Annotated in this window: 11 protein-coding genes and 1 pseudogene; 5 read left to right on the plus strand and 7 right to left on the minus strand. The window is 35.4% G+C overall.

The window, feature by feature from the left end; all coding sequences use genetic code 11:
- Positions 1-87: 87 nt before the first annotated feature.
- Positions 88-495 carry a transposase gene (locus AAGD50_RS02585; protein WP_174516160.1) on the plus strand — a complete coding sequence of 136 codons (408 nt, stop codon included), beginning with the start codon at positions 88-90 and terminating at the stop codon, positions 493-495.
- 169 nt (positions 496-664) lie between these two features.
- Here the strand turns inward: AAGD50_RS02585 and AAGD50_RS02590 are convergent, their stop codons facing one another.
- Entirely contained in the window at positions 665-1,285 is a 621-nt protein-coding gene (locus tag AAGD50_RS02590) for a hypothetical protein (RefSeq protein WP_006280120.1), read from the minus strand.
- A 172-nt stretch (positions 1,286-1,457) separates the two neighbouring features.
- Here AAGD50_RS02590 and AAGD50_RS06800 point away from each other — a divergent pair.
- The 3 genes and pseudogenes from AAGD50_RS06800 (at position 1,458) to recO (ending at position 3,410) form a co-directional block, all read left to right on the plus strand.
- Positions 1,458-2,481 (plus strand): annotated as a pseudogene (locus tag AAGD50_RS06800) (PDDEXK nuclease domain-containing protein).
- 76 nt (positions 2,482-2,557) lie between these two features.
- A complete protein-coding gene (locus AAGD50_RS02605) occupies positions 2,558-2,704 on the plus strand; it encodes a hypothetical protein (protein ID WP_007548499.1) in 147 nt (48 codons plus the stop codon).
- Entirely contained in the window at positions 2,688-3,410 is a 723-nt protein-coding gene (gene recO / locus AAGD50_RS02610; protein WP_065094880.1) for a DNA repair protein RecO, read from the plus strand. The genes AAGD50_RS02605 and recO overlap by 17 nt, the downstream gene beginning before the upstream one ends.
- A gap of 137 nt (positions 3,411-3,547) precedes the next feature.
- On the opposite strand, the gene AAGD50_RS02615 is transcribed toward recO, so the two are convergent.
- Positions 3,548-4,407 (minus strand): IS630 family transposase gene (locus AAGD50_RS02615; RefSeq protein ID WP_265041157.1). Its coding sequence is split into 2 segments (ribosomal slippage): positions 3,548-4,083 and positions 4,083-4,407, totalling 861 coding nucleotides; the frame shifts between segments, so codons are not numbered across the junction.
- A 124-nt stretch (positions 4,408-4,531) separates the two neighbouring features.
- On the opposite strand from AAGD50_RS02615, the gene AAGD50_RS02620 reads away from it, so the two are divergent.
- A protein-coding gene (locus tag AAGD50_RS02620) for an IS5 family transposase (protein WP_341810044.1) occupies positions 4,532-5,364 on the plus strand; the annotation gives its coding sequence in 2 pieces (ribosomal slippage) (positions 4,532-4,874 and positions 4,874-5,364; 834 coding nt in all).
- Between the two features lie 10 nt (positions 5,365-5,374).
- Here the strand turns inward: AAGD50_RS02620 and AAGD50_RS02625 are convergent.
- From AAGD50_RS02625 to clpB, 5 genes are read right to left on the minus strand one after another with little or no spacing between them, the layout of a single operon-like run.
- Entirely contained in the window at positions 5,375-5,617 is a 243-nt protein-coding gene (locus AAGD50_RS02625; RefSeq protein ID WP_341810084.1) for a hypothetical protein, read from the minus strand.
- A gap of 52 nt (positions 5,618-5,669) precedes the next feature.
- Complete coding sequence (locus AAGD50_RS02630) at positions 5,670-7,052, minus strand: PleD family two-component system response regulator (protein ID WP_341810085.1); 1,383 nt, start codon at positions 7,050-7,052, stop codon at positions 5,670-5,672.
- Positions 7,024-7,320 (minus strand): hypothetical protein, encoded by a 297-nt coding sequence (locus tag AAGD50_RS02635; protein ID WP_151807733.1) that lies wholly within the window; start codon positions 7,318-7,320, stop codon positions 7,024-7,026. Before AAGD50_RS02635 ends, AAGD50_RS02630 begins: the two co-directional genes overlap by 29 nt.
- A gap of 4 nt (positions 7,321-7,324) precedes the next feature.
- Positions 7,325-12,049 carry an NAD-glutamate dehydrogenase gene (locus tag AAGD50_RS02640; protein WP_341810086.1) on the minus strand — a complete coding sequence of 1,575 codons (4,725 nt, stop codon included), beginning with the start codon at positions 12,047-12,049 and terminating at the stop codon, positions 7,325-7,327.
- A gap of 26 nt (positions 12,050-12,075) precedes the next feature.
- Positions 12,076-14,637, minus strand: coding sequence for an ATP-dependent chaperone ClpB (gene clpB / locus AAGD50_RS02645; RefSeq protein WP_264724263.1), 2,562 nt, complete (start codon positions 14,635-14,637; stop codon positions 12,076-12,078).
- Positions 14,638-14,719: the final 82 nt, after the last annotated feature.

Below are 14,719 nucleotides of genomic sequence, written 5' to 3' on the forward strand. Positions count from 1 at the left end.
GAAAATTGCACGTAATGTTGAATATAAACAACAAAAAAGCCATAGCTGTAAAATACAGTAACGGCTGATCACTATGGAGCTTGTGATTTGCTAAAAGAAGTTGATTTTCAGCATGCCATAAAAGCACTATATGCAGATAGAGCATGTGATAGGCACAAGTTTTATAAGTTGTGTAACGAATATGATATAAAGACAAAAATTCCACCAATAAACAATGCGGCAGAACATCCAGAAATAGATTATATGTCTGACAGGAATGCTGCTATTAGGTTAATAAAATTATACGGTGAAGATGGCATGAAAGAATGGAAAAAAGAAGTAAATTATGGGAAAAGATCTTATATTGAAGGGTTTTTCTCAAGATTAAAGCAAATATTCGGATTTAGTTTTAGGAATAAATCTGAGATAAATCGAGAAAAAGAACTGCTAATCAAATGCTATTTGCTTAATAAATTCACTGATATTGGTATGGCTAAATTTGAGATAGTTACATGAATTTACCATAAATCACCATCTCATAAAGTGTGATGCAACAAAGCCATCCCAGTGTCAAGCACTGGGATGACACCATTTGTTGTAAACTCACTTTTACTCTATGGTTATACTACCTTGCTGCTATCCTGAACGGATACAGTGGGCTTATTAAATTATAGAATTACTTTAGCTATAGAATAAAATCTAGTGTTACTTCACGCCAAATGTGGTGGTGCTGAGTAGGCAAGCCGGTCAATGGGCTACATTTATATACTGCACGCATTGCATTATCTGCTATCGACCTGAAAAGTGGATTATTTCGATAGGAATCACTGTCTGCTACATCCGCCATAATTATCTCGCCTTGACTGGATAACAATAAGTTAATTTTTATATTAAAATTTTCTTTGTAAGCTATGCTTTCAGGAATGCTCCAGCATTTTGTGAGCTTTTCTCTTATAGAGTTAATAATTTCTGTTACAACTAATTCATCCTTTTTGCTCTCAACGCTTTTTTCGTTTCCTATTTCATTTTTTGCCCCTCTAACATCCCTTCTTAGTTTTTTCTCTACACTTTTTTTTCTTTTTGGAATTGGAATGAATTCTTTACCCTCGTTAATAATGACTTCTTCTTGCATTTCGATAATTTGCCTCGGTTGTGCTACAACAGTGTGCTCAACTATTTCTTTTTTCCTTTGTGGTATAGGAACAGCTAACGTATCATTCGTTTGGGCTTTTGTTGAAGATAACGAAAAAAGCAAAAAACAACATAAAGACAAAAAAAGAATATAATTCGAATAGAAAAAACGCATATGTTAAGCAGCTTGTTTTACTGGTTTAAAGCTAATATTGCACGTAAAGTCAATATATTTTAGTTGATGGACGAGTTTGAAGTCAATAAGGAATCCCTTCAAAGCTGAAGGCAAGCGAAAGATTGTCTTCTCGACAGACAAAGGAATTGTATAATGGATTAAAAGGAACCGTATGACAAAAATTATAGCAAAAGAATATACAGAATTTTTAGAGCAATTGAAGGATCATATTGCAACAAACCGTTATAAAGCAGCACTTGCAGTAAATAGTAAGCTTATTTTGCTTTACCACCATATTGGTACAGAGATCCTAAAACGCCAAAAAGAACATACCTGGGGAGCTAAGGTAATTGATCAATTAAGTAAGGATTTGAGAAGTACATTTCCAGAAATGAAAGGCTTTAGCATGAGAAATCTGAAGTATATGCGTAAGTTTGCCGAAGAATATCCTGATGTTGAATTTGTGCAGGAGCCTCTTGCACAATTAACTTGGTATCACAATATCACTCTTTTGGAAAAAATAGAAAGTCATGAAATAAGATTATTTTATGTAAAAAAAGCTATTGAACATACGTAACATTATGGTGATGCAGATAGAACTTGGCCTTCATAAACGGCAAGGTAAAGCAATTACAAATTTTAAAGAAAAACTGCCTTATCCAACATCAGATCTAGCAAATCAAACTCTTAAGGATCCGTATATTTTTGATTTTTTAAGTATAGGTAAGGATGCTCATGAAAGAGAAGTAGAAAAAGGACTCGTAGGGCATATGGAAAAATTTCTGTTAGAACTCGGTGAAGGATTTGCATTTGTTGGTAGACAATTTCATTTAGATGTTGGTAATAAAGACTTTTATATTGATTTATTATTCTATCATTTAAAGTTACGTTGCTTCGTAGTGATTGAACTAAAAGATAAGGATTTTAAGCCGGAATATGCTGGTAAAATGAATTTTTATCTTTCTGCAGTTGATGATTTACTGAAGCACTCGACAGATCAACCTTCTATAGGGTTAATCTTATGTAAATCTAAAGACGATGTACTTGCTAAATATACACTCCGAGACATGAACAAGCCAATAGGGCTAGCAGAATATCGAATAACTGAAAATCTACCAGAGAACATAAAAACAGCTTTACCGACGATAGAAGAATTAGAAGCTGAATTATCCAAAATTTCAGACGAGGAAAAGTAATGTTACTAAAATCATTCAAACAATTATTTAGCAAACCAAAAGCTCAGTATGAAATGCATCAGGCTCAGGAAGAAGAGTGGCAGCCAATAACTTACTCTCTCATAGCCTTGAAACTTTGGAAGCAAACAGTAACGGAGTAAGTGATTTTTATGGATTACACGCTCTAGGTGCACTATCCTATATATCATACGGTCAATACACTCTAAATGAGATGGAAAGATGAAGGCATCATTATAGCTGCTAAAAAATACGGCGATAAAAACTTAATTCTTTCTCTATTTACAAAAAATCATGGAAAGCGCAGGGGATTAACTAAGCTAACAAACAATAGCAATTATAAGTTTCAGATAAGTAATCTATTACATGCAGAATGGAGTGCTAAGTTACCTGAAAATCTAGGTTTTTTTAAGTGCGAATTAATCGAATCTCCATTCCATCATTTCTTTCAAGATAGGTTAAAAAGCATTACTATTGTTTCTTTCTCCTCTATTTTAGAAAAAGTGCTTCCAGAAAGTGAACCCTGTGCCATGCTGTATGACAATTTTCGATATTTCATCGATGTAATTAAACACAACAATCAGTCTTGGCAAAGCCATTATCTTAACTTAGAGCTTCTGCTTCTTACGCAATTGGGATTCAAGTTAGACTTATCCAAATGCGCTGTAACAGGTGTTAAGGAAAATCTGCAATTTATTTCTCCAAAAACTGGTAGAGCAGTGTCAAAAAAAGTAGGAGATTATTATGCAGATAAACTCCTACCTTTTCCACAAATGTTGCATGATGTATACAATAATACCCTACAAAACAGCTACTCATTCCAAGAATTTCAGTTAGGACTGAAAGTCACAGGATATTTTTTAAATAAGTATCTATTTTTGCAGTTAAATGTGAAATTTCCAGAGCTGAGAAACCTCATGTTGTCGCTTTAATCTTAGTTATCATTTTTTTGAAATCATTTCAGAAATCTATAGCTAACCCAAGCAACACGTCATACCGCGATTCATTCCATAGCTGTACAAACATTCATTTTTGAAGGTATAGCATTTCTCATAATAGTCCGAACAGGTCATAGGAAGGCAGAATCAACAGCACGACGAAAGGATTCGAATAGAGGAATGTTTTTCCTGGCTCTGTTTTTTATAGCAAACCAATGATGCTCAATTTTGTTGAAATCTGGAGAATAAGGCGGCAGATACAAAATTTCTGCACCAACCCGTTTAGCAAGCTCGATAATCTTATCAGACTTATGAAAAGTAGCATTGTCAAGAATGACAGTCTGTCCAGGTTCCAAGATCGGTGTCAAAAATTGCTCAAACCATCCATTAAAAACATCCATATTACAGTGGCCTTCAAAGGTTAACGGAACAACTATCTTTCTTCCACTTAAGGCTGCAACCATACTGATTCGTTGAGTTTTCTTTCCAGATTTTAAGGCATAAAACCGCTGTCCTTTCTGGCAATATCCGTAGGGGTAGTCTTCGGTGTTATCAATGCCAGACTCATCTATATACACTAAGTTTTTAGGTTCTTTTGTCGCTATAATTTTCAAAAATTCAGCACGTTTTTCTTCGTTTCTTTCCTTGTATCCATATGTCTTTTTTTGCGCGTAAATCCAATTTTTTTAAGGGCTCGATAGATCGTTTGGATACTAACGTTGTTCCAAAGTTTAGCCATTTCCGATAGAGTCTTTCCTCCGTGTTCTCTGGCAAATTTGGCAAAGGTATCCCAGTCGGTAATTTTGTGATTGTAACCCCCATTTCCAAGTTTTTTTGATTGAAAGTCTCCTGTTTCTTTTCTTCTTTGCTGCCACTCCCATAAAGTAGTTCGTCCAATCTTAAATCTTGCTGCCACTGTTTCTCTGCTTTCTCCTTCGTCTAGCGCTTCCATTGCTTTTTTTCTTAAATCATAACTATATGCTGCTGGCATTCAACCTCCTTATCATCATCTACCCTTATCCTATCACATCCGGACTTTTATGGAAAGAGCTATAAGAGCTTGTCCATAAACCAAAGAATTAGTATAAAAATACTAGATTCAACAGGGAGTAAAGATGAGAAAAAAGTATCCAACAGATTTAAAAGATAGAGAGTGGGTTTTGATAGAAAGGCACTTTAAGGTGTCATATGAAAAAGGAGGAAGGCCACCAAAATACAGTAAACGCGAGATGTTAAATGCAATTTTTTATGTACTACGCACAGGGTGTCAGTGGCGCTACTTACCTCATGATTTTCCACCATGGAAGGCTGTGCATGAGCAGTTCAGGAGATGGAAAAAACAAGGAATTTTTGAAAAGATAAATTATGAAATCACCAAGTATAGCAGGGCAAAAATTGGTAGGAATGAAGAGCCAAGTGCGTGTATAGTTGACAGCCAATCAGTAAAGACAACGGAAAAAGGGGGGTCAAAGGTTATGATGGAGGCAAAAAAGTCAAAGGTAGAAAGAGGCATATAGTTACCGATACACAGGGCTTTGTGCTTGGTTGCTATGTAGGAGCTGCCAATGAGAATGACAGAGATGGTATAAAAATAGCATTAGATAACATGAAGAAAAAATATGCTAATGTTAGGAAAATGTGGGCTGATATGGGGTATCAAGGAAAAGATTTAAAGGCTCACATAAAGAGAGAATATGACATAGAAATTGAGATTATTAAAAGGCCTCCATGCAGATTTTGGGTGCATAAAGACACACCACTAGAACTATTGCCACAACGGGATCCTGGATTTAAAGTTCAGCCGAGAAGGTGGGTTGTAGAAAGGACTTTTGCTTGGATCAATAGGAACAGGAGGTTATCAAAAGAATATGATTTGCTTACAACATCTACTGAAAACTTTATATATCTTGCTATGACTAAGGTTATGTTAAATAGAGAATATGCTTAAATTTACTTGTTTATGGACAAGCTCTAAATTGCACAGCAAATGGTGTCATTCCAGTGCTTGACACTGGAATCCAGAAATTTTGCTTATAACTGAGCTGATGAGCTAAAGGTAGTTGTCTTACGCTAAAACAAACGTTTTTAATTAAGTTGCATAGAAGCTGGATCCCAGTGTCTGGGCACTGGGATGACATCCCACTGGTGGGAATTGCTCCCAAACTACAACGTTCGTACAGTTGTGCGCGGTATCTCAGCATAGATTCCGCTAACGAGTAGCGGAATGACGGTTGTCGGTAAACTTAAGCCACTTTAGCTATAGCCAGTAACCACTCTATTTCTACCACTGTTTTTTGCTTTATATAAATATTTGTCGGCACGTACTATAAATTTTTTAATATCATCAAAGTCAGATCCTTGCATTTCTCCAATTCCAATGCTCACAGTTACATTATGGGTTGTATTTTTATCCGCAAGTACAAAAGGTTCTTTAGCAATAATTTTTCGTATTCTCTCCGCAATAGTATACGCATCTGATACATTGGTATCTGGCATTACAACAACAAACTCCTCACCACCAAACCTAGCTAGTAAATCTGTCACTCTGATATTTTCAGAAATTCTTTTCTGTATTTGCTTTAAAAGTTCATCTCCAGCACTATGCCCAAAACTGTCATTCACTATCTTAAAATAGTCTATATCAAGTATCATAAGAGACAACCTTCTATCCTTTTCCACAGAGTCCTTAACAATGTTTCTTAAGTGTGCATCAAAATATCTTCTATTATAACAGTTAGTTAATGGGTCCTTTATAGACATTTCCGCATTATTAAATAAATTCATTCTCAAGGCATCTTGATATCTTTTGCGTTTCACTTGCGAATTAACCCTTGCTATTAACTCACCCTCATCCAAAGGTACTGTTAAATAATCATTAGCACCTACATCAAGTGCTTTTACTAAATTGTTTTTATCATAATCCTCAGAAAGAATTAGAATTGGTGTATAACGTGTTTCCACCTTACTACGAAACCCAGAACACAAACGCAAGCCGTCAGTTTTTGAAAACTGCATATCAGAAATGATCAAGTCGTAATTATCCTTAATACCAACCTTTAATGCCTCTATTGGATCACTCAGTATTTTAATTGACCTAAAGCGTTGCTTTAGTAGATTATATATTTGCTCTGCTTGATGAACATCCTCATCTACAACAAGTATGTTAGCATCAAAAATCTGATTGGAATAATCCATAATACTGTTTCCTGCTACTCCGCCAATCTCAGCGTTGGTTTCTCCTCTTAAACGCAATTCATCTATAATCATTTTTAAGCGCGTGAGAGACTTAATTCGTGCAGATAAAGCAGTTTCGTTTATTGGTTTAGTCAGAAAATCATCCGCGCCAGCATTAATACCTTGCACTCTATCATGAGTGTCATGCAGTGCAGTTACCATAATTATTGGAATATGGGTTGTCAAGGGATCACTTTTTAGCTCCTTACAAACTTGAAAGCCATTCATCTTTGGCATCATGATATCAAGTAATATAATATCAGGCTGTTGCTTTGCTACTAAATCTATAGCTTCTTCACCATCATGAGCTACGATAACCGTATAGTACTCTGCTTTTAGTCGAGCTTCTAAAAGCTTGACATTAGATAGTACATCATCTACTACCAGAATCTTCGCTGTCATTATCTTTAGATGTATTATCTATATCGTAAGTAGGATAAAGCTTACCATTTTTACCAACTATGTAATTTACTTTCTCAGTATTACACTCTTTATATAAGTCTTCAATTCCGGCATCCTTCAATAACCTTTTGGCTTTTGACTTTGCAATTATAAAATACCTATATATAGTCTTAATAAAATCAATAAATACAGGTACCTTATTTTTATCAAGAACAATTATGCTCACTAAAGCTACAACTAAAATTTCTGAAAGACCTATATTGAACATTTTCCTATGAAGCAAGTACTTTAATCCTTCTGATTATAAATATTAATTTGCTTAAATCAAGTTTAGAAGCAACCATCTCATCTAAAAAACTATTATAACGTTCTATGTAGTCCTTATCATTACAAGCCCAGGTTTGAACCTTATCTTCGGGGTTATCAGTAGCTTTTATGACTTTAACAGCTAGCTTGTGATGGTAATTGCTTAAATCGTCCAATAAATCATTAACTAAGCTGCGATCCCAATAAGAAGAGCGGCTTTTCATCTTGATGGCAATTGTTCTAATCAGATCGAATCTTAACAGCGACTTTAACTCAAAGTATATTTTACCAGCATCAAGAATGGACAAAGATGTCTGTTCAGCAACAGATATAATATCCAGTGCATAAGTAAGAACGCACAGGTCAGCAATTTTTTTTGCTAGATCTTTATCTATATTAAGTTCCACTAAAGAAGTGTATCCATGATTATAGACCTTTAACAGGTGTTCATCTAAAACATCATGGCCTAAAGTTTCAATTGCATCTTTAAATTTTGTAACATCATCCAATTCTACAAAGCTAAGATTTTTTACTAACCAAAACGATACTCTGCCAATAAATTTCTGCACATTTCTCACTATTTGCAAGTATGAGTTAATATCAATTTTTCCATCCAATTCATCAATTTTCTGCCACAGGTTATTTAAATCATATAGGTGGTTAACAACGATATATATGTTAACTGCTTCGTGTACCTTAATTCCAGTATTCTCAACTAAATTATTAATAAATATACAGCCCATCCTATTTACAACATCATTTGCAATGCAAGTGGAGATAATTTCTCTACGAAGTTGGTGTTTTAATATGAAATCCTTAAACTCTGTTAACATCTTTTTAGGAAAATAACCTAGCAAGTAGTCATTAGATATAAGATCTTTTTCAGGCAGATCGGAATGTATAATTTTATTTTTTATTGCTGTTCTAGCATAAGACATTAGAACAGAGAGCTGAGGAGAACTGAAACCTTCTGCACCAGTTAACATCCTTGCTATCTCTTCTTCAGTTGGAAGAAATTCTACGCTTCGGTTTAACAGCCCAGATTTTTCTAAACTGAGCAGTAACCTGTGGTGCTGCTCCAATCTCTCTTTAGCTTGCAAACACTCAAGAAGTAATGCTTTTGTTTCAATTTTGTTGTGGTTCTCAAGCACTTTGGATGCAACTTCATCCACCATACTTGCCAGTATTTCATTCCTTTTTTCTAAAGAAATACCCCCTGCTTTCATAGCTGAAACAAATGCAATCTTAATGTTAACTTCAAGGTCCGAACATATCACTCCGGCTGAATTATCAACAAAGTCTGCATTGATATATCCACCTTTTTCAGCATATTCTATTCTTCCAAACTGTGTACAACCAAGATTTCCACCCTCTATAAACATAGAAGCTCTAATATCTTTACCATTCACTCTTAACTCATCGTTTGCTTTGTCACCGACCATGCTATGATTTTCACTCTTTGCCTTAACAAACGTGCCGATTCCTCCATTCCATATGAAGTCCACTTTTGCTTTCAATAGATATCTAATCAAATCACTTGGAGGTAGCATATCTTCTGTTATATCAAAGCACTTTTTTATTTCTTGAGAAATGTTTACTTGCTTACTGCTACGCTCAAATACTCCTCCACCCTTAGAAATCAAATCTTTATTATAATCCATCCAAGTTGAAAATGGTAACTCAAAGAGACGTTTACGCTCTGTGAAACTCTTTTTTGCATCAGGGTTTGGGTCAACAAAAATATGCATATGGTTAAATGCGCCGATTAAATGTATATTTTTTGAAAGCAGCATACCATTTCCAAATAAGTCGCCAGCCATATCCCCAATTCCAATAACAGTTGCATCCTGGTAAATATCCTTATTCATTTTCCAAAAATGCCTCTGTGCTGCAATCCATGCACCTTTGGCTGTAATACCCATTTTTTTGTGATCATAACCTGCTGATCCACCAGATGCAAATGCATCGCCAAGCCAAAAATTGTATTCAGAGGCTATCTGGTTGGCATAATCAGAAAATGAAGCAGTGCCTTTATCTGCTGCAACTACCAAGTATGGATCGTCTTCATCATACCTAATCACATTCTCTGGTGGAATTATTTCACCATCAACCACGTTATCAGTAATATCAAGCATTCCTCTAATAAAACTCTTATAGCACTCAACACTTTTCTCTCTTAAAGTATCTTTGTCTTTATAAACTTGCTTAATTACAAACCCACCCTTTGCGCCAACAGGGACAATAACCGCATTTTTTGTCATCTGAGCTTTCATGAGCCCCAAAACTTCAGTGCGAAAATCTTCCGTCCTATCCGACCACCTTAAGCCACCACGGGCTAATTTCCCTCCTCTTAGATGTATTCCCTCAAAAAGGTTTGAATAAATATATAATTCACGATACGGACGAGGATCAGGCAAACCATTCACTTTACTTGAGTCAAATTTTATGGATAAGTAGGGTTTATTATCTTGATAATAACTGGTCCTTAAAATAGCCATTATCAAGTTAAATATCGAGCGCAAAACGTAATCATGTGAAACATTGCTGATCTCTTTTAGAAGTTCCTCAATTTTTTCTCTGACAATGTCCGTAGTTTCTGCTCTATCAATGTCTATGTTAGGATCAAATCTTGCATGAAATAGTTGTATCAAATACTTTACTATTTTTGGATGCTCTGAGACTACCTTTTGGATATATTCTGGATTGTAGTTAAATGACGTCTGCTTTAGGTAAGCACTTAACGCTCTAACCAGAAGCACTTCTTTCCACTTGAGCCCAGCAATAATGATCAAACTATTGAAATAGTCATTTTTAATTTCCTTGCTAAACACTTTCGCAAGTGTTATTTCAAATTGCTCTTTTAGAGTAATGTTGTCTATTAATTCATCGACTCTTGACAACACAAAATGGTGTATCCATATTCCGCCGTTAATTTCTATGTAATAGCCATTATGAGATAGAATCTTAGCTCCCAAATTCTTAGTAATTCTTAATATCTTCGATAATTCAAGACCTCCATTGCTCGAAGTGTAAACCTTTAATTGATAATTAAGATTGTCACGAGTAAGTCTTAAATCGACCTCGCTAACTCTTTTTTTCCTCACTATCTCCAATTTTTTCATATCGTAATATGCGTCATGAGGTTCGAAACTCTCTTGATAGCTTATTGGAAATGCCTTGCAATAACGGATGAATATATCCTCAACAGTGCTAAAAGTATTATATAAATTGTCTATAAAACGATCTTCCCACTTTTCTGTAATGTTTCTTAATTTGTTTTCGATACGCAAAACTTCATCATCAAGAACGCTAGCATTTTTGGTCTTTAGCACTACATGCAATTTCATTAAATCATATTCATTGATAATGTGATTGTTATAAATATCTGAACTTCCTGCACTTGTCTCATCCTTCAATATGTCACGTATCTTGAACATTAGCCTAGCGCTAGCATAACGCATCGGTATCAGCACTATGCAACTAATAAAATCCCCTACTCTTCTTAAAAATAATCTGACCCTTGGTCTAATCGCAAGAGACATGATCGAAATGCAAATTTTAAATAATTCGTCTTCATTTGATTGGAATAATTCATCACAAGAGAATACTTGCAAAATAGAAATCAAAGCTTTATTGTTGTGGCCCCCGGTTACAAATCCTGCGTTTTTTTCTATAACTTTAACTTTATCTCTTATTATTGGAATAGTTCGAATATCTTGGACCTCCGCTACAGAAGTAAATAGCCCGAAAAAACGCCGTTCCTTTACCACATTACCCTGGTCATCAAATTCTTTTACTCCTATACAATTCATGTATGTACGCCGATGGACTATTGAGATTAGATCTGATCTCAATATGTATGGGGAATCAAGGTTTGCAGAAGGAGTCAACGTACTTTGACCTACTCTCATCAGGCCAAGGTCCTTTTTGCTATCACAGATGAGTTTTTCATCTTTACCAGCAATATATTCTTGATAACCTAGAAATACGAAGTTATTATTCTTTAACCAAACTAGAAAATCTTTTTGCTCTTGATTTCGGTCTGGTGTCATTCCAGTGCGTGACACTGGAATCCACGTGTCCTTTTCCTGGATCCCAGCTGGGATGACAGAAAGACTTGCCTCATCAAGTTTCTTGAGCATTAAGTGCCAATCTTTCACAACGCAATTAACCGCTTTCAGCGTTTTCTGTAGAGATTCTTTTAATGTATCAACAAAGCTGTCACTTATACCTTTGATAATTACATATATGACTGACTCTTTGACTCCATTGCTTTCTTCCAAAGAGTAAATCTCGTCTATTAGGCCATCTTTTCTTTTAATGTTAATTATGCTGTTGCTGTAATAGCATATGGTTAAATCGTGCGACTTAATAGTTGCAATCACAGAGTCAACCAAAAATGGCATATCATCGTTTGTTATCTTAATCGTGGTAAAATCGCCTTCTATTCCTGGTATATCATCTATATTGCTTACTACTAACTTACTTTCATCTTTCTCTTTTTGAGAAACAAAATTGTAAGCATCGTTTACAATATATAGCAAAAACTTATCGTTAGCTTTTAGGTCGCTTTTATAAACAAAACTATAAAAATACTTAATAAATTTTTTAATTTTTTCTTTATCTTGCTGATTTTCTTGATCAGCTAACTTAAATAAAGACTCAGTGTCAACATTATGATCTATACACATTTTTTTAACAAAAATACACAGTGAACTTAAACCTTTTTAACTAAGATTTCATTATCAAGAGCGTACACTATTAGTTCATCATTTTCTACTACTTCCCCTGATAAAACTAATTTAGCTAAATTATTTTGAATACACTCTTGTATAACCCTTTTTAGGGGCCTTGCTCCATATTCAGGGTCATAGCCAGTTTGTGCTATTAGTTCTTTAGCTTCCTGTGACAAACTTATACTCAGTTTACGCTTAGCAAGTGTTTTTTGTAAATAAGAAAATTGAACATCTATAATTTTATAGATGTCATCTCTGGTTAAACTGTGGAATATAATAATTTCATCCAGCCTGTTTAAAAATTCTGGACGAAATGCTGATTTAACTATTTGCATCACCTCATCTTTTACAGACTCAGCAATCCCCTTTAGCATTATCTCAGCACCAAGGTTAGAAGTTAAAATCAGTATGGTATTGCGAAAATCAATTAATTTGCCATGACTATCAGTGAGTCTCCCCTCATCCAAGATTTGCAGCAATAGATTAAATATATCTGGATTTGCCTTCTCTATTTCATCAAACAGAATAACCTGATATGGCCTTCTTCTTACTGCTTCGGTTAATCTGCCACCCTGCTCATAGCCAACATACCCTGGAGGCGCGCCAATTAACTTTGAAACAGAATGTTTTTCCATATATTCTGACATATCAAAACGCAAAAGCGCTGATTGATCGTCAAACAGAAATTCAGCTAAGGCTTTCGCAAGTTCGGTTTTACCAACTCCAGTTGGACCTAAAAATAAAAATGAACCAAAAGGCTTGTTGGTATCTTGCACCCCAGAGCGGGAGCGCCTAACTGCATTACTTATCGCTTCTATTGCATCTTTCTGCCCTATTACTCTTCTTCCTATTTCATTCTCCATGTTAAGGAGTTTTTCCTTTTCACTATGCATCATATTATCAACTGGAATTCCCGTCCACTTTGAAACAATGTTTGCAATATCATCTCCAGTCACTTCTTTCTTTAAGAAACTATCAGTAACCTTTTCCTGATTTTTTAATTCATTCTCAAGCTGAGGGATCACACCATACATCAGCTCTCCTGCCCTTCCCAAATTCCCACTACGCTGAACTAATTCCAACTCTTTTCTAGCGTTATCTAATTTTTCGGCTGTTTCTTGTATTCTAGCTATTTTATTCTTTTCCATCTGCCATTTGCTGTTCAAGTCAGCAAATTTACTGTTTAGATTTTCGATCTCTTCATTTATCTTTTTTAAACGCTGTTTAGAATTTTCATCACTTTCTTTTTTTAGAGCCTCTGCTTCAATCTTTAGCTGTATAACCTTTCTCTCAAGTTCATCAATAACTTCAGGCTTGCTATCCATTTCAATTCTCACCCTACTTGCTGCTTCATCAATCAAATCAATTGCTTTATCAGGTAAAAACCTATCTGTTATATATCTATTGGATAACGTTGCAGCAGCAATTATTGCACCGTCTGTAATTCTTATACCATGATGCACCTCATATCTTTCCTTCAAACCCCTGAGTATTGAAATGGTATCAGTTTCAGTTGGTTGAGAAATAAACACAGGCTGGAAACGCCTTGCAAGCGCAGGATCTTTTTCTATATGCTGACGATATTCATCTAAAGTTGTGGCTCCTATACAGCGAATTTCTCCACGCGCAAGAGCAGGCTTCAGCAGATTCGAGGCATCCATTGCACCACTTGTTGCTCCTGCTCCAACTAAAGTATGAAGCTCATCTATAAACAAGATAACTTTTCCCTCCGCTTTCGAAAGCTCATTAATAACTGCTTTTAACCTTTCTTCAAATTCTCCTCTAAACTTCGTTCCAGCGATTAATGCACCAAGATCCAAAGCTAAGACCTTTGCATCATGCAAACCAAGTGGTACATCGTTTGCAACAATTCTATTTGCAAGCCCCTCAACTATTGCAGTTTTTCCAACACCAGGTTCACCGATCAGCACTGGATTATTTTTTGTCCGCCTCAGTGATACCTGCATAGTTCTTCTGATCTCTTCATCACGACCAATTACAGGATCAAGCTTTCCTTGCATAGCAAGCTCTGTAACATCTTTTGTATATTTCTTTGCCGCGTTTAATTTTTCCTCACTGTTTGGCGAGTCCGCACTGCTGCCCTTTCTCATTTCTGCAACAACTGAGTTCAGTTTTTGTGGAGTCACACCATTCTCTGCCAGAATTTTGCCTACAGTATCATCTTTTTGTGCAGTGAGGCCCTGCAGTAAACGCTCGACAGCAACAAATGAATCTTTATTTCTCTTTGCAATACCAATTGAATCTTCAAAAACTTTTGCTATTTCTCTTGAAAGTTGAAGGCCACCACTTCCTGGACCTTCAATTACTGGCAACTTTTTTATTGCACTATCCACAGCATCGGAAATACTCTGCACATTTCCACCACAAGCGTTTATCAAATCCTGAACTAAACCTGATTCATCTTCAAGCATCACTTTTAGTAAATGCTCAGGCATAAAAATCTGATGCCCAGCTCCCAACGCTTTCATCTGAGCACTTTGAATTAGACTTTTTGCTTTTTCGGTAAATTTATTTAAGTCCATAACACCAGTTAAATTCGTATTTGCTGATGTATATAACAACTGATTTCATAAATTTAAACCTAAAGTTGCTTATTGTTAAGTA

Source organism: Wolbachia endosymbiont (group A) of Apotomis capreana, assembly GCF_964027025.1.
GTDB lineage: Bacteria > Pseudomonadota > Alphaproteobacteria > Rickettsiales > Anaplasmataceae > Wolbachia > Wolbachia pipientis.